Here is a 16,434-nt window from a genome sequence, read left to right on the forward strand (position 1 = left end):
TCGCGCATCCGAGTTGGCTGGCCGCCAATCACCTCAGTAAGCACCGCTGAGCTGCGGCGTCGAGAACACGCCCTGTCCGATACACAGTCGGCGCAGGGCTTGCGTTGCATCGAATGAAAGGAGCGACCATGAAACGAGCCGTCGAAATCGCTGACTTTGTTCTCAAGCTGCTCTCTTGCATCGCCATCTTGTGCGCCGGCGCATGGGCGCTGTGGGTCTTCTGGCTCGGTGGTTCTACCGATTGGCAGGACAACATCACGCTGGAAACCCAAGTACTCCCGTACCACAACGACCTCCGACTGCTAGTTGTCCACGCGAAATCAAAAAATCCTAGGACTGCGGCATTCGAGCTGGACGCTAGCAACCACGACTCTTATCAGCTTCGTATTCATAGGCTAGCCCCCGACGCGAAACTGGGCACTGTCTTCCATGAAGACGAAGGGCAACTGCTCGCGAGCGTTGACCTTCTGCAACTTGCTGGAGGTAGCTACGAGTTCCTGCCAAACGCGGAAATGGATGATATGCAAACGGTTGTCGTCCGTGCTGGCGATACGGTATCCGTTATCGCTGAAATGAAGATTCACACCGGCAAGCGCGACGAACACGGTCAACCTGACATCGACGCCAACTCCACATCGACAGTGGTTCATGTCGTACCGTAGCCTCGTCACGGCGAACTGCGCCGGCGATGCCACTAGCGTGGCATTATCGGAGTCAGTCAGGACCCCGTGGCTTTGTCCTCATTTTCTTGTCATTCGGCTAGCAGTCGGACGAGCGGTACAGTTGAGTCGTCGCGTTACGTTCCATCCTCGGTCTCGCCCGTCAGGGCAACATTTCCGACCAATAGGTAATGTTGTCGCTAAGCGAGGCCAACATCTACTTGGAGTAGGCCTCGTTCAGGAAATGCTGTCGTCGTTTGAAGTCGAAAGTTTCTCTCGTGCTTATCGCGCAGGGGGCATAGGTCTTACAACACGGAGGCTCACGCCTTACGCTCAAACTCCCAGAGAGCAGGCTGCGAACGGTATGCATCTGACCGGTCCGGAGCGAACACTTCCGGCATGCGCTCACCCTGACGGACCATCACGCCCGGCACATTATGTCCTTCGGCCTTCCATACGCCGGTTTCTGGGCAGACGTGGCCCGTACGCACCGTCTTCGGTCCGCTGTCCCGATGTACCGGCGTGTTAGCCTCCTCTGCTTCGAAGTTGCGTGCGAAATCGGCGAGGTCCTTCGGATACAGCACGTGGTCGCGGAAAGCGCTGTCATCCAGCTTCAGCAAGTAGGCGGCTGCGGCAGCTTCAATTGCCCAATACCCGACGTACGCCCCTTTGCCGCCCTTCTTGGCTTCGAGGTGACCATCGTGCCAAGGTGCGTTGGACATTCCCGGGTACCAGGCCTCAAGGTATTCGTTGATGTCGGTGATGCACTCGTCTTTTGTCTCTCGATAAAAGGAGAACACGAGAGGGCGATAAGGGACATCATGGAACCAACTGTCCACGTCGACGCGTCCTTTGAACTCGTACGACAACAGGTCCTCGTACAGCGTATCTTGTCCGCGATAGGCGGGGTCGAACATGTCGACTATGCGGGGCAGCAGGTCACGTCGGTGCATGAGATAGCAACAGCCAATCAACTGCATGACGTTCTCGTAGTCGCCGATGACGCTAAATGCGAGCGGCGGCTGCTCAGCATCTTCTTCCAACAGCCGCTTGGCTTTGGCATACTGCTCGAAGGCGTCGACAACCGTTTCGAGTTCGAGACGCAGTAGCCCAATGTCTGCTCCGCCCGTATACATAAGCAAAAACTGGCGGTAGCAATAGGACGAGAGATACAGAAACGTCGTCGCCTTACGTTCATTCTCGGTCTCGCCTGCCGGGGCAACATTTTCCGACCAGTACGTAACGTTGTCGCTCAACGAGGTCAGCAGCCACTTGAAGTAATCCTCGCCCAGGAAATGCTGTCGTCGTTTCGAATCAAATTCATTGCTCATTTCTGGCTGGGTTCCTGGAACGAGCGCGCGAAGTCCACAAGGTCCTTGGGATAGACGATGTGTTCGCGCAGCAAAGTGTCGTCGAGTTCAAGGATGTAGGCCAATGCCGCTGCCTCGATAGCCCAGTAACCGAAATGCAGGCCCCACTCGTTCGATAGGTTGAGATGACTGTCGTGCCATGACACGTCCGACATCGAGGCATACCACTGGTCCAGGTACGCGTTCATGTCGGTAAGGCGCCCGTCATCGTCCTCACCGTAGATGCTATTCAAGCAGTCGAGATAGGACTCGTGTATGCACGTGTCGACGTCGATGCGTCCCTTTATGGCGTAGGCCAACAGGTCCTCATAGAGTCCGTCCTTGCCCTCGTAAAACGGGTCTTCCATGGCTGCAATTCGTGGCAGCAGGTCGCGCCGATGCAGCAGATGACCTAACCCGATAAGCTGGACCGTCCTCTCGTAGTCTTCCAGTTCGCTCAATCGCAACGGCGGCCAACCGGGGCGGTGCACCGCCGCCTGACGCTGCGCATACTCTTCGTAGGCGGCGACAACTCCCTCGACCTCCTCACGCAACTCCGCAATGGGCTCACCGGCTGTGTACCGCAGCAACATTAACTCAAAACGGCTCTGGGCCCTTCTTGCGGCAGCGTGCGCCTGCTTCTCTTCTTCAGTGCCATTCTTTGGCAACTGCGTTGACCACCGCACGAGGGCTTCGCGGTGGTAGCCTGACCAAAAGTCGTAGTAGGCCTCGCTGATAAAGCGCTGGCGGCGTCGGTGCGAAAACTCGTCCATTACTCAAGCCTTGCGTTCGAACTCCCAAAGTGCTGACTGCGGACGATATGCACCGCTCTTGTCCGGTGCGAAGACCTCGGGCATGCGCTCACCCTGTTGCACCAGCACGCCGGGGACGTTGTGCCCCTGCGCCTTCCAGATGCCAGTTTCTGGGCATGTCTGCCCGGTTCGCACCGCCTGGAGCCCCATGGCGACTTCCGATGACTTCGAAGGCTCTTTGAAGGTCCTCGCAAATTCGACGAGGTCCTTCGGGTAAACGATGTGCTCCTGCAGTGACGTGTCATCCAGCTCGAGCAGGTAGACGAGAGCAGCGGCCTCGATGGCCCAGTAGCCGAAATAGAGGCCGCGCTCCTCCGAAAGGTCGAGGTGGCTATCGTGCCAGTCGAGGCCACTCATGGACGAGTACCAGTTCTCGAGGTAGGAATTGAGGTCGGTCAGGCTCTCCTCATCTGAATCCCCGTACACGCTGTTGATACAATCGCGATAGGACTCATGGAACCAGTCATCAACATCGGTTCGACCTTCGAGACTGTAGGCCAGGAGGTCTTCATACAGCGTGTCTTGGGCCCGATAGGACGGGTCCTCTAATGCGGCGATGCGAGGCAACAGGTCTCGCCTGTGCAGCAGGTAGCAAAGCCCGATGAGCTGCATCGCGCGCTCATAATCCTTGAGTTCTCCGAGAAGAAAGGGTGGCCAGTTCGGGCTCTCGAACTCCAGGCTCTGGAACTTGGCGTACTCCTCGTAGTCGGCCAGTATGTGGTCAAGCTCACTGCGCAGCGGTGCAATAGGCTCGCCCGCCGTGTATCGAAGCAGCAGCAGCTCAAAGCGGTTATCGGCCCGGCGCGACGCCGCAATTGCACGCTTCGAATTTTCCGTTCCATTGGCTGGCAAATTTTTTGACCACGTGTCGATGGAGCCAGTGAGGAAATCCGAAAGCCATTTGAAGTATTGCTCGCTGATGAACCGTTGACGTCTGCGAGTCGAAAAATCATCCATTCCTTACGCCCTTCCATATTTCGCGTCCAATCGACGCTGCTTTTCCTTAGCGGCTTCAGCGACTTCCAATTCCGTGTAGTGTAGGGGAATTTCGTGGTTCGGGTGGTCGTGTTCTTTACCCGTCAGCAGCGCCTCTTCGTGCTGAATTGCACTCGGCAGGTAAAACGGCACATAGAGAATGTGCCGAGCATAGCCCTGCAAGAGAATGGTGTTCGACATGGGCGGGCCAACAGCGGCGTCCAGGCTCTGATTCACCCACACGTCGGTCATTTGCGCAATTTTCTTGCCCTTTGACCGTGTCTTCCCATCGGCCTTTCCATCCGTGGCTGGAGGAGCGGGTTCGGTTCCCGAAGAGGGAGTCGGCCCAGTTTTCGACGGCCCTTTTCGACCGCCTCCCTTCTTGCCGCCGGCTTTGGGCGGAGCGGGTGTGGCGCCGTCATCGTCGAGGGGCGGCTCCAGCAATTCTTCGGGTCGAGGAAGCACCGTGTCGACTACTCGCGTCGCCTCGCCAAGCTTCGAGACCATGCTCGGCTTGTCGTCCTTGTTCTTTGGCGCCGTCCTTACCCTCGATGACTTGGCTTCGACAATCGCAAAGGGCTTCCCGTGATTGTTCATCGGCGTCGCGCGCCAGACTCCGTCGATACCCTGCCCGTGGGCCTTGGGAGCAAAGAGCTTGTTGAGCTGCCCTCCTTCGTTCAGCTTGCCGGGAACCGTGGTATCCGGCTTCTTCGACCAACGGCCGAGTGCGCCCTGGTCATGCTTTGTCCACCCCGAGCCCCACTTCATGTGCTCGTAGCAGTAATAGTCGGCGATGTGCTCGCCGAGCAGCCCTGTGAGTTTATTCGTAATGTCGGTGACGGCCAGTTTGGCATTCACCACGCCCGTCGACGGCGCGGAGGTCGACCGGTTGTGGCCCTGCTCCGACTCGACACCCACCTTCCCCGGTTTCTCGGTCTCTTTGCGCAGAGCGACCGAGCCCTCCGCCGACGAGTTGGGTTGCCTCTTCCGCCAGTGCATCAGCTTGCGCTCGACGAACTGCGTCAGCCAGAAAGGTAAATTGGTTTCGACGAATCCGAGCGCCTGACTGAAAGTCGCCTGTCCCGCCGGCGGCATCTCGCGGTATACCCAGGACTTCTCGATGTGTTCGCGAGACTCGGTCAGCAGCTTCTTCAGACCAGATGCATCAAAGAGTTTGTCGACCAGTTCTTCGGGACTGGTCGGACAGTGCGCGCGCTGGAGCACGAGCCGCAGAATATCGAACAGCAGCGGCCCGTAGATTTCGGACTTGTGGTTGACAAGCCGGAAGGTCCGCTTGACCCCGGCCCCGACCACGGGCACCCAGCCCACGACCGCGAACACGAGGTCGATGCCCGTTTCGATGCGGGTCATCTCGTCGGCGCTATTGCGCGCATTCCACACGTTCAAGACGCTTTCCGAAGTGTCGTAGATGTTCTGCGCGACATAAAAAAGCGGAACCGCATTGACGGCCATCTGCAGACCAATCTGCTCGACCGCGTCTTCAATGGCTTGCTGGTCGGTGTTGTTCATTTGAGGTCGGGGCGGCCGGAAAATTGGTTAAACAGACTGGCGAGGTTTTCCTCGGTGATGCCCTGATGGCCGGCCGCCTGCAGTTCCTTCAGCACATCGTCCTGCTCGAGCGCTTTCGCCGCCGGCAAGGGCTGCCGCACGAATGGCCGCGTATCTTCGCCGAAGAAGGCCTTTGCGGTGCCGTCGGGCACGTCGCGCAGCACGGCGTGCCCGTTTGCATCCAGCTTGCCAGTAAGGGTTGTGCCATTGTCGAAGACGACCTTGTAGGGCGCGCCGGGCACGGGCTTCAGCCTGTCGTCCGTGAGGTTCAGCTCGAGCTTGTTGTGCAGGTCGCCCTTCGGCAGCGCGGGCAGGTCGTAGGGGGTACTCGTGGGGCCGGCGAACGCATGCTGCGCCCCCTTGATGTCTATCTTGCCAGGAGCGTGAATCTCGATATTGCCGCCTTGAATGCGGATGTATGCTCCACCGGAGGTCAGCAGGATGCCCTGGCTTGCCGCGACTTCGACCTTATCGCTGGCAGAAAGGACCTTCACCGTCTTCTGCGCAGTCACCTCGATGTCGTCCGACTGCGCCTGGATTTCCACCTTGCCCTTCGCAGCGAAGAGCTTCATTCCAGCGTTCTGGACGAACAGGCTGATGCGCTCCACTACGCTCACGAGGAGCGACTTGCCGGTAGCGACATGCGTGCTCTGGCCGCTGACCACGTTGACCTGTTCGTCCGCGCTCAGGTGCACTGACTGCTGCGTCGACAGCGCGATGCCCGCCGGGCTGGCAGCCAGGAGAATGGGGGTTTTGAACGCGTTGGCCGAGCCAGTGCCGCCACCCGCAGTGCGCCCACTGCTTGCTTGGCCTTGCCCCTGGACGCTGTCGGTCGTGGCGTCCGTCAAAGCCTTGAGCGCGTCTTGGCCCGCTTTCAGGCTTTCGGCCTGGTGCTGAGTGCTAACATCGGAAAGCGACTCGACCAGGTTGTGTGCGCCGGCGAGTTGCTGCTGGGCCTGTTGGACCTCGAGCTGTTGGTTCGCCGCGCCCGAACCAGGATGTGTCGTGAGGAAAAGCCCCCGATTGGCACGAATGGCGCCGTAGGCGTCAGTGCGAAGGTCGAAGCCGCTGCCCAGGTAGTTGCCGCGAACGTTACCGTCCTGGGCAATCAGGTATCCCAGATGCAGCATAGAGCTACCTTGCGACGAGAAGAGCTGCAACCGGTTCTGGCCCGTCGCGTCGTCCATCACCAGTTGGTTGTAGCCTCCACCGCCATACTCCTTCGAGCTGAAACCCGACAGCAGGCCGTTCGAATGCCATTGAGGCTTGGTCGCGCCGTTGTATACGCGCCCAGTCACTACCGGACGGTCACAGTCGCCGCCCAGCCACGAGACGATGACTTCTTCTCCGATACGCGGAACATGGACGCCGCCATAGCCAGCACCAGAATCGGAGTGGACCACGCGCACCCAGCATGATGCACGCTCGCCATCATTCAGTCGGTCCCAGTGGAATCGCACCTTGATGCGATTCAGGTTGTCGGTGTAGACCTCCTCGCCTTCGGGCCCAACGACCGTTGCCGTCTGCAGATGCATGACCGGCTTATGGTGCTCCAGAGGGCTGCGGAACGGTACAGCGCGTCGTTGCGCTTCGAATTGAACCAGGAAAAATCCTTCGCTGCCGTCCCCATGCGGCACCCGAAAGGCGTCGCCGTCGCCTGCATACGCTGCGCGGACGTCGTTGAGTTCGCGTTTCAGGCTATGGGGGAATTCGGTGGCGACATTCGAGACAGGGAGGTTGTTCTCGATGTACCACGTTGCCTCGATAATCAGAAACTGGCGGTCCTCCTCGCTATCGAGGTCATGTTGTGGATGGTCTGCGAGTTGGAACCATCGCCCGGCGTCCGCACCTCGTAACGCGCCCGCTCCGTGGAAGCGCTTCGCGCGCGATTCCCATTCCTCCACGCGGACTTGCGAAAGCTGGTCGCCACGCGCCTGCTCGCCAAATGTATACGCCCCCGTGTACTCGTACACTTCGGTCTGCTGCGGCAGGTCGCCCTGATTGCCGACCGTCGGCACGCTGGTGCCCTTCGAGTTCGCCACAGACGACGGTGACTTGTAATCGTACGTGGTGGTGGTGAGGGACGAACTTTGCAATGTCCGGGTCCCGCTCCACTGCACCAGCGCGTCTGCCTCGCCGTTCGTCTCGGCTCTGTAAAACGATACGTGCTCCGGCGACAGCGACGTCAGCGAGAATGCGTCGTCGGTGACCACGAGAGTGTGAGACTTGCCGTCCGGAGCCTGCTCGAACCAACCGAACAGGCCTTCGCTTTCCATAATACGGTGGACAAAGGTCCAGTCATCTTCATACTGGATACAGAAAGAGCGCTTCGGGAGTTCGTTTCTCAAGGCTAAGCGGAACGCCCCTCGTGCCTGCGGATGCTGATTGAACACGTCCACCAGAATCTCATCCGAGCTGCGGTCTTGCCAGATGCGAGCGTCCTTCCGAAATCGCAGAAAGTGGAGCCATGAAGTGAAAGCTATTTGATAGCTTACCAAGCCGCCATCCGCTCCGAGCCGCCTCGCGGTGTGCACGTAGCCATGGCGAGGGAGATGCGAGCCGTCCGACTGCTGAATCCGGAGGGTGACCGGCTGTGCAATAAGGGATTTCAGCTCGACAGTATCTGAGGTCGACACGACGTCAACCACAAACTCGAAATGCCGGCCAAGGCGCGACTGGCCCACTGCCCGTTGTGGCAGAAGCACGTTGCTACCGAGCGGCGTGTCCAGCGTCAGGAGTCGGTCCTGCTGAAATATCGCCCCGGTGACGCGTGTGATTACGTCTGGCCCTCTCATATGCTTTCTTCTATGGCTGCGCAATATTACGCACGCGCGATTTTACAAAATGCGCACGAAATCGACTACCATACAATGTAAAACATCGCAAATCGCGTCGTTCGATGACGAGGATGCAAGGCTAGGTTGCTAATACAACACACCTGTTATAAATGCCAGACTCGAAATTATCCCGTCAAGAGTGAATTACAAAGTAAACGATAAATGAGATGAGCCCTGGAAGAAAGCGCAGCATTGGGGCTATGAAGATGTTATCGATGGGCCCGTGAAGTTCCTATGCTTTCCGCTCCAGTTCCCACAGTGCAGACTGGAACCGCTCAGGCAGTGCTGATGACTAGCGTCGTCGCTTCCGAAATGGACTCAGTTTCCGAGTACCACGCCCGGCGCGGTAGGGAGCTTCAGATTGAAGACCCCGCAGTCCCGTCAATGGCGCGCAGGCTCACAAGCGCTAATCCGAGCAATGTACCTCTCAAGTTGCGAGGGCGGATGCCGATAACTGGATACCTAGGTCGGCTAACTTGAAAATGGAGGCAATGAATGTCTGACGTGGAAAGCAGCAACCAAGGCGGGATGAGTCTGATTCGGGCTCTTGGCATCTATATCGCATGCTTCTTTGGTTTGCTCCTGCTGTTCAGCATTACGCACAACGTTCACGAGGTCCCGAGGTGGATTGGTATCATTGGTTACGTTGTCGAAGGAATATTCCTCAGCCGCGTCGTTTTGAGACGACTGATTGAATGGCACCCTATGTATAACACCATCAGTAACGTAGCCTCTGCGAAGCTGTCAACCATCGCCTTCTGGCCCATCAGCTACCCGATTCTTTTCTTCAAGCTGTTTGTTACGAAGCACCTGTAAGATTGCTTGATGGACTCCGCAGATGGTTTAGTAGCTGGTGCTCAGTAAGGTCGTCGTCAAACCTGATTTGGGGGTTCAGTCAGCCCTACGGATATCTGCTCAGAATCGAGCCGATACTGAGCAAAATCTCAGGGAGACCACCGCGCCAAGTCCCACGTGGCCGACTGTGCAGAACAGTTGCCGGCGCAGAACCTGGCATCGAAATCAATTTCGAGCAGCGCCAACTGCGAGGCTGCTCGATTCGACGTTATCGGGCGCTGCGAAGGCCAGCGCTTATGCGGTAGCGGGTGTAGTAGCCGACGCCTCGGCCGCCTGCACCGGCTCGACCGCGCCCGCCACGTTCTTGGTCGCTATTTTCCTCGCTTTCTTTGCCACGAGCTTCTTCGCCGTCCCCGTCTTGGCGACTGGGGTGCCTTTCTTTGCCGCTACTTTCTTGGCAGCTACCTTCTTGCTGGAAACCTTTTTAGCTGCTGCTGTCTTTTTTGCCGCTTTTGCCTTCGGCTCTGCGGCGGTTACATCTGCTTTCGCAATCAGGAATTTGGAGCGGTCCTTGACGTCCGCAAGCCAAGCCGGCGCGCGGCCTCGACCACTCCACGTTGCTCCAGTTTTCGGGTCACGGTATAGAGGCGGTAGCGAGCCCTGCAAATGGCTGCCGTCCATTGCGGACTTCTTGGCGGCGGAGGTCACCTTGGGCGACACGTCGCCAATCAAAAACTTACTCCGGTCCTTGGCATTCGCAATCCATCCCGGCGCGCGGCCATGACCGGTCCACGTCGCCCCGGTCTTGGGGTCGCGGTATTTCGCTACCGAAGTGGTGGGCTTTGCAGCAGCTTTGATGCCGGTTCTCCGGCCACGCTGTTTTCCGCCAACATGCGCTTCGATGTCGGCCGTCGTAATTCCATGCTTCTCCATCAGCCCACGGATTTTTTCCAACACTTCGGTCGACTTCTTCGCGACCAACGCTTCGGCCTGAGCCTGTAGCCTTTCGATTCGTGTTTGTATGCTCTGTAGCGTAGCCATAGCCTCAACCCTCCAAAAGAATATTCGCACTATGCCACACACGCTTTCCACAACGCCAGAGCAACAATGGCGGTTTGGTACTCCCATGAACAACGTATAGCCACGCTCGTGTGTTTGGATGGGTTGTCCGCGCGGAGCCCAGTAGCGTCCGTTCTCTGTCAAAGCGATTCCCATATTGGTCTCGGGTGCTCCCCCGCGTTCACGGTACTAAGACGCAGACTGCGACGCAATCAAATAGTGCGCGTAAGCATCGCCAAATCGCTCGTAGTCGGCAGTACCGTGAGTCATCCCCACAAGCATTGCATCGCGATATCGGCTGCTATTCGCTGTACCCTCGCCAAGCCTGTCCAGGCTCGCGCAGCATACGGCCATCGTCTGGATTGCTTCTCGTTCGCGTTGTTCATCCATCCGGTTACCATGCTCCAGTGCCGTGACTTCGGTGTACACGGACCAAAGTCGCCTCGAGAAATCCTGCGAGGAAGAACTCGACTGGCCTGCGGCTAGTGCGATTAGCAGCGCCAACCGCTGAATAGGCGTCGAGTCTCCAGCATCGGTTCGCAGCTTTGCCTTGCCAAGCCATAAGCCGACTATTGCAGATATTACTTTGAGGTCGTTCGCCTTATTGGCCGCGAGGTCGGAAAGGAGCGACGCCGCGTGAGCTGTGATGTCCTGATATGACTTTCTTATGTTCCAAATCCCCTCGAAAATCGCCGCGCATTTCTCTACGACTCTGATTGCATCGATTGCACTGCTGACATCTGCGGCTTCGCCTGCGGTGGGAGGAATGCTCGCGAGCAAATAGCGAGGTGTAACAGCAATCCCTACGTTCCACGAACAAAGAAGACCGATTTTTTCGCTTACTTGTTGCGGCGTCAGCAACTCCATCTCGTCGGCGACAGCGAGCAGGTCAAGCGTGCAAAAGCCGCGAGCAGCCTCTTCCGAGTCGGTTGCATAGATTCGGAAAAACGCGTCGTCGGAGTAGACCCAGTACTTACCCGACCGTGCGATGTCACGCACGTCATCGGCAAGCATTCGCCCCATGGGACCGGCATCTTCAATGTGGCTCTGATGTACTGGTTGCTGAATGTTTCCGAATCTTTGCTTCAGGGCTTCAACCAATCGTGCAAAGCGTGGTCGGGCCAGCGAGCCGATGATTGGAGAGGCGCACCGCTGCATTTCAAGCAGCGTTGCCTGACTGACCGCTACTGTAGGGAACACCTCAAAGAGGACATCAAGCAAATCCAGGTCTTGGAGGACAAATAGTGCGGTGAAGTCCAAGATGGGCACCACGGATACCGTATCGCGGCGGGTGCGTGGTGACCAGGGGGCTGCAACCATTGGCAGATGGTACTGCTGCGCGTCCTTTTTCGCGCGCTTTCCAATCTCCCAAAGTTCGCCTACATCGCGAACATTCACGAGTATGGCTCGCGGGCGCCAGATGTACGGAATCGGCAATTCTCCGCGACTGAGTTCGTTCTCGACCTTCAGTTGCCAGGCTCGTCTTTCTTCGAAGTCTCCCAGTACTTCGCGTAGCATGCGTTGGAGGTCACCAGCTGTGGCATTTTGTGGCAAGTTTCCGCGTCGGAGAAGCCGAGATTCGGGCCAGCGGTCGGTAAAAGCCGTCATCCGATTTTGGAACTCCGCTATCCGTTCCGGTGGCGACGATGCACCATCGTTGCGGAGCGTCGCCGCAAGGAACGTCGAAAGGAATTGCCCTTCAGCTTCTTCGTCATTCTGGTCGACGAGGCGACCAATCTCCCAGGCAACTTCCACCGCCCTTGAGCTCCCAGGTTCTCTTGCATGAAGCAAGTTGAACAGGAGTCGCAAGCAATCTATGCGACGTGTCGTTTCGGCTTCCTCCGTGAGAAGCTGCTCCGCGAGTTGGAGCGCTTCGTCTGTGAACCCGCATCGAGTAACAATGTTGACGTATGTGTCGACCGTCAGCCTGTCTGATGAGTGGCTAACTAGCAGCTTGCGCAATTCTGCCAGTGCCTCTGGGGTCCGACCTAGTTTGTCGAGCGCAAGGGCGCGGATGGCAAAGAAGCGACCAACGTGGGGGAACTTGGCTGTTGCCCTGTCGGCTAGGTTAAGTAGCTCGTTCCATCTCGACAGCGTGGCATAGGCCTGGGCGAGAAGGCCTTCCCCTTCAATGGATAGCTGTTGGAATTCCTGAATTCGGGCGGCGACGGTGACGCAAACTTCCGCCTCGTCCTGCTCGCTTGCGTCAAGGACGTGAAAGAGTTGCAGCGCTATGGTTCTAGGCCTGCCTTGTACCTCATAGTCGGATATCAACTGCTCCAGGGCTCCATCCCTTCCAAGGACGTTGCGGCCGGTGGCGCGGAAGTACCGGAGGACGGCTACGTGGGGGCCCCATGCCGGATTGCTTTCTAGTATTTCAACGAGCGCGTGTGCGCGGTCAGCTAAAAAGAGAACGTCTGCCGATAGAATGCCCAGCGCGAGTGAGACGGGATAGAGTTCATGGTCAATGGGCAAGCCATCGCAAGCGGCCTCCGCCGCTTCGAGACAAAGGCGATGCCTCTTCGCTTGATGCAAAACGCCAATTCTTCGAAACGTACGCGGCGCGGATTCCGGCTGACGGGCGTTCGCCTTTAGTGCGACATCGTAATCCTCGACTTGGATAGCCAATGTTTCGAGGGCCCACTGCACCATAGGCAAATGCGGCCGGGTGGCTGCCGCTTCTTTGGCAGCATCGAGGGTTTCCGCCGCGCGCCCAAGCATGACTGCAGCGGCGCACCACACGTCAGCGAGAATTTCGACGTTGTTTGGCCAACCGGCTTGTCGGAGCAACGCCACGCTTGCCAGCACATCATCCCAGACGGTCTGCAATTGTGCGACATCGAGGTCAGCGGGCCCGGTTGCAGATGCAATGACAATTTCCGATTCTCCGGGTGCGTCCTGCGTCGCATGTATCGCCAGCATGAAGTTGGCGCGAGCTCGAAGTACGTGATACAGCTGCGCGCTCCGTGAGTCGTGCAGTTCGCTCGACAGACCTTCATTGCAAATTCTCGCGACTTCGTCGTGCTTCCCCTGCATTCCGGCGACAATGGCGAGAGTCTTGAGTGCGTCACTGCGAGGCAGTACGTTCAATATGCGGTAAGCACTATCAAAGTCGCCCTCAGTTGCGGTGAGGCGGGCCAGCATCGTTTTTATTTCGACGGTATCTGCCAGCAAGCGCGTTTTCAGGTCCGATAGGTCGAGTGGCTTTCCCGGCCGAAAACGAAGTACAAGCTCGGCTTCCACCCACGCTGTCAAATGTCGTGGCATGTCTCCCGAGTATTCACAGGCACGGGCGTAGTCCGCAGAAGCTTGGATTTCCTCAGACCTGCGCGAGTGGGCTCCCCCCCGGCAATACCAATATTCCGCCTTTTCGAGGGACGTCATCTTTTCGAGATTAGGTTCCAAGTCGTCCAAGATGACCACGGCCTTGTCTACCGACCCTGTCGACAGGTGCCTGCTTGCCTCATCTAGCTTGCCGGCAAATGAATCGCGGGGGGCCGCCGGCCAAGGCGTGGTCGCAGGTGCTGCCATTACTTGCAGCAATGTGCCACTGTACTGGGAGAGCCCTGTGGAGACGTTCTCCAGCAGGCTGGCGCGCTCGTCTGGCGATATTGACGGTAGTTTGTCCTCGACTACCCCATCCATAGCGACAGCGACTTTGTGAAGGCGGACGTGAGTCTCCAGGTCCGAGCGTAGGTCTACCTCCTCGGTTAGGCGGTTGCCGACGGGAACGCGAACGACGAGGCTATCTGTTCCGGAGCTATCTCGGCCTTCTTCTCGAAACCGCTTCAGCTCGTCGTGTATCCACACGTAAAATGCAGGACAGGCGGTAGTGCGCTCGAGGTCTACGCTGAGGTCGCAAAACACGAGAAGAATCGGGTCGGCGACGCGGGCATAGTAGTTGACCGTGCTTCTACTCAGAGATATCGAGTAGAACTCCCTCGTTGCGTTCAGGGTCGGCGATTCACTTCCCTTTAGTTGTACCCGGAAGATACCAACGTAGTTGCCTTCGGCTACAAGCTGAACTTGGTAGTCAAATCCAACGTCGTCGGTGCCTTCAAGCGAGTGAGGGCGCCAACTGTCGGGGTGATGTGCGGAGAAGCATTTGTTCGCACGATGGCCGATGCGTTGGCTGTCGTTTTCCTTCGGAAGGACTGCGTCGTCTGACATGGTTTCTCGCAGATTGGTTTTTTGTGGCGCGACCGCGCGGATGTCATTTCGGCGCTACAAGTTCTAAGGCAAAGCGCCGGAAGGTCGCAAGCTCAAAACCGGGCTCGTCCCCAACTCGAATCAATGGACAACGCGCTGCCGCATGAAGGACGTTTTTGGGTACGAGCGCGACGTCGGGCTCATTGGATTTCTCCATCCATACCGCAAGTGCGCCATCTTCAATGAGACGGCTCAGCGCGGTCATACGAGTCATTGCGGTATGCGCGCGGTGTGCTGAATCAGGTTTCCCTTTAAAGACTCGGATTGAAGCGAACGTCGCTGCCTCCCAGCCCGGCTCCTGACCGTCGCGACGTGCGCGCGCGACCTCCTCCCGGAGGGCAATCAAGTCGGTGACCGTTATCTCGACCGAGTTGAACCTTGCGAGATATTCGTCGTCAATCGCGCTCCACGGTTGGCCGTCATTGCCGTTTCCACGAGTCGTCGGCGGCCCGAGGCTCTCGATTTCCTTTCTGTCCCAGAAGGACAAGTGCCCGACCATGGCCAGTCGCTCGCGGAGGACGGGAAGGTCCGAAACGAAGCGCTTCCCGATGGTCACGCAAAGCCGAAGCCCTGCTGATTCGGCTTCGGAAAGGACAGTCTGCAGCGCTTCAACTTCCGCAGACCGGCGATGCAGCACCGTCAACTTCTCAAGGCAGCGTTGAGCTAGCGGCGCGATTTCCGCAATACCGGACACAGACAGATGCAGATGGTCGAAATTCCGCATCCAGAGTGCGATTTCTTCGCCGTCTTTCACTGGCATCCAAACCGGCTTGCGTGAGTCAAAGTACAGGTCGTTAGCCGAGGAAAGCCGCAGCGATTCTGACAGCTTGAGCACGGCGTCGCGTGGCGCTTCCTCGGTTTGCATCACGGCATTCCACTCGACAAGACCCATGCCAGCCATCGACGCCGCTTGCTCCTCCGAAATGTTGCGGGCCGCGAGCACTGCTTTTAGCCGTTCGGTATCGATGCCATCCTTGTCGAATCGTCCTTCCTCTTCCTCCTCCCGACGTCGGGACAAAAACCAGGAGAAATCTTCGTCGTTGAAGCGATAAAACGCCTCCAACCGGCGCCACATGCGCTGAAGAGGTGTGTCGTCTATCGGCGCCACTTCGTCGTTATCCGCAGGTACCCAAAACACCTGATATCGTCGCGTTATGACGGGAAGCCGCAGCAACGATTCGGCCTCAAGCACAAATTCGTTGTCTCGCTCGCATGCAGCAAGAACATCGGACTCACGACCATCAGCTAGTGGTTCGCCATCTTTGAGAAGACGGAGGCGGGCTCCGTCTTGGAGAAAAATCTTCGTTGCTCCGTCGAGCCATCCCCGGAACTGGCCTTCAATAACACGTCGAACCCGTTCCACGGCACTTAGGACGTCATCGTTCCCGATTGCTGCAGCGGAGCCGTCCCGATTCTTGCAGGCCAAAATGTAACGTGCGCCGGGCTGTGGTTCTCCGATGAAGACAAATTCAAGGTAGTCAGCGTTATACAAGACGTTTGCGTACGGGGACTCTTTGGCGCCGGCGAGGTCCCCGACCAACCGTGTGCAGATGTCAGCCGTTGCATCAGTGCTTTTGCGATGCCGCTTCACCTTGGGTGTAATAGCGGGTGCATCGAATGTGTACTGGGCAACTACCCATTCGAGCTTGGGTCGAGAAACGTGTCCATCGAACCCGTCCATAAGCGCGAGGGCCTTTAGACAGGACGTGTGTTTGAGCTCTATATTCCGACCAGCCAGCGCGGCTTTCAGAAAGCGTGCGGCTGGTTCTTTGGCAGCCCGCATCGAGCCGCAAATCTCGAGCGCAGTCTCGAGTGAGAGCGAATGTTTTGCCTGAGCAAGAAAAGACACCAAGGCAGAGGCTTGTGCCTCCAAAGGAATGGCAATACGGGAAGACATACAAGTCTCCGGTCAGCAGAGCCATTATCGACGGTGTGCATTGCCGGGCTCCGGGACGGAAACTCGGTATTGAGGTACTGCGGAATCTGCCTTTGCCGTACTCCCCGAGGAGGGAGTGCACACGCTGACGGGCGGCAACTAGCCCATTGAATGAACACTACGAAGATTGGCAGGCACTGTCAAGTCCCTTGAATGGCGTGACCTGTTTCAGGTTGACATGATTGCGGGTGTCAGCTTTTCGTAATTCGCGATGTACGTGGGCAGTAGGCCGGT

At 57.7% G+C, this 16,434-nt stretch carries 10 protein-coding genes; 2 read left to right on the forward strand and 8 right to left on the reverse strand.

The features are described 5' to 3' along the window. The first annotated feature begins 128 nt into the window (after positions 1 to 128). Positions 129 to 662: a hypothetical protein gene (locus U5771_RS13110; RefSeq protein ID WP_322024372.1), complete on the forward strand. Its 534-nt coding sequence runs from the start codon at positions 129 to 131 to the stop codon at positions 660 to 662. A 317-nt stretch (positions 663 to 979) separates the two neighbouring features. On the opposite strand, the gene U5771_RS13115 is transcribed toward U5771_RS13110, so the two are convergent. The 5 genes from U5771_RS13115 to U5771_RS13135 are packed head-to-tail and all read right to left on the reverse strand — an operon-like array spanning position 980 to position 8,159. Further along, positions 980 to 1,990, reverse strand: a complete 1,011-nt coding sequence (locus tag U5771_RS13115; protein WP_322024373.1) for a PoNe immunity protein domain-containing protein — start codon at positions 1,988 to 1,990, stop codon at positions 980 to 982. Beyond that, entirely contained in the window at positions 1,987 to 2,781 is a 795-nt protein-coding gene (locus tag U5771_RS13120; protein ID WP_322024374.1) for a PoNe immunity protein domain-containing protein, read from the reverse strand. The genes U5771_RS13115 and U5771_RS13120 overlap by 4 nt, the downstream gene beginning before the upstream one ends. 3 nt (positions 2,782 to 2,784) lie before the next feature. Then, positions 2,785 to 3,777 carry a PoNe immunity protein domain-containing protein gene (locus U5771_RS13125; protein ID WP_322024375.1) on the reverse strand — a complete coding sequence of 331 codons (993 nt, stop codon included), beginning with the start codon at positions 3,775 to 3,777 and terminating at the stop codon, positions 2,785 to 2,787. A gap of 3 nt (positions 3,778 to 3,780) precedes the next feature. Further along, positions 3,781 to 5,325, reverse strand: a complete 1,545-nt coding sequence (locus U5771_RS13130; protein ID WP_322024376.1) for a hypothetical protein — start codon at positions 5,323 to 5,325, stop codon at positions 3,781 to 3,783. Beyond that, positions 5,322 to 8,159 carry a type VI secretion system tip protein VgrG gene (locus tag U5771_RS13135; protein WP_322024377.1) on the reverse strand — a complete coding sequence of 946 codons (2,838 nt, stop codon included), beginning with the start codon at positions 8,157 to 8,159 and terminating at the stop codon, positions 5,322 to 5,324. The genes U5771_RS13130 and U5771_RS13135 overlap by 4 nt, the downstream gene beginning before the upstream one ends. Before the next feature lie 537 nt (positions 8,160 to 8,696). Between U5771_RS13135 and U5771_RS13140 the strand changes: the two genes are divergently transcribed. After that, positions 8,697 to 9,017 (forward strand): hypothetical protein, encoded by a 321-nt coding sequence (locus tag U5771_RS13140; protein ID WP_322024378.1) that lies wholly within the window; start codon positions 8,697 to 8,699, stop codon positions 9,015 to 9,017. Positions 9,018 to 9,290: 273 nt separating this feature from the next. Here U5771_RS13140 and U5771_RS13145 read toward each other — a convergent pair whose 3' ends face one another. The 3 genes from U5771_RS13145 to U5771_RS13155 all read right to left on the reverse strand — a co-directional run bounded on the left by U5771_RS13145 (position 9,291) and on the right by U5771_RS13155 (position 16,161). Continuing rightward, positions 9,291 to 10,037, reverse strand: coding sequence for an H-NS family nucleoid-associated regulatory protein (locus U5771_RS13145; RefSeq protein ID WP_322024379.1), 747 nt, complete (start codon positions 10,035 to 10,037; stop codon positions 9,291 to 9,293). Positions 10,038 to 10,244: 207 nt separating this feature from the next. Continuing rightward, on the reverse strand, positions 10,245 to 14,225 hold the full coding sequence (locus U5771_RS13150; protein WP_322024380.1) for a DUF4365 domain-containing protein: 3,981 nt from the start codon (positions 14,223 to 14,225) through the stop codon (positions 10,245 to 10,247). Between the two features lie 43 nt (positions 14,226 to 14,268). Beyond that, positions 14,269 to 16,161, reverse strand: coding sequence for a hypothetical protein (locus U5771_RS13155; RefSeq protein WP_322024381.1), 1,893 nt, complete (start codon positions 16,159 to 16,161; stop codon positions 14,269 to 14,271). Positions 16,162 to 16,434 lie beyond the last annotated feature (273 nt).

The sequence above is a fragment of the Burkholderia sp. BCC1977 genome (assembly GCF_905339595.1).
Classification (GTDB): domain Bacteria; phylum Pseudomonadota; class Gammaproteobacteria; order Burkholderiales; family Burkholderiaceae; genus Burkholderia.

Coding starts and splice junctions, on each gene's coding strand:
- U5771_RS13135 (WP_322024377.1), bottom strand. CDS start 8,159: ATGAGAGGGCCAGACGTAATCACACGCGTCACCGGGGCGATATTTCAG.
- U5771_RS13125 (WP_322024375.1), bottom strand. CDS start 3,777: ATGGATGATTTTTCGACTCGCAGACGTCAACGGTTCATCAGCGAGCAA.
- U5771_RS13130 (WP_322024376.1), bottom strand. CDS start 5,325: ATGAACAACACCGACCAGCAAGCCATTGAAGACGCGGTCGAGCAGATT.
- U5771_RS13145 (WP_322024379.1), bottom strand. CDS start 10,037: ATGGCTACGCTACAGAGCATACAAACACGAATCGAAAGGCTACAGGCT.
- U5771_RS13155 (WP_322024381.1), bottom strand. CDS start 16,161: ATGTCTTCCCGTATTGCCATTCCTTTGGAGGCACAAGCCTCTGCCTTG.
- U5771_RS13150 (WP_322024380.1), bottom strand. CDS start 14,225: ATGTCAGACGACGCAGTCCTTCCGAAGGAAAACGACAGCCAACGCATC.
- U5771_RS13115 (WP_322024373.1), bottom strand. CDS start 1,990: ATGAGCAATGAATTTGATTCGAAACGACGACAGCATTTCCTGGGCGAG.
- U5771_RS13110 (WP_322024372.1), top strand. CDS start 129: ATGAAACGAGCCGTCGAAATCGCTGACTTTGTTCTCAAGCTGCTCTCT.
- U5771_RS13140 (WP_322024378.1), top strand. CDS start 8,697: ATGTCTGACGTGGAAAGCAGCAACCAAGGCGGGATGAGTCTGATTCGG.
- U5771_RS13120 (WP_322024374.1), bottom strand. CDS start 2,781: ATGGACGAGTTTTCGCACCGACGCCGCCAGCGCTTTATCAGCGAGGCC.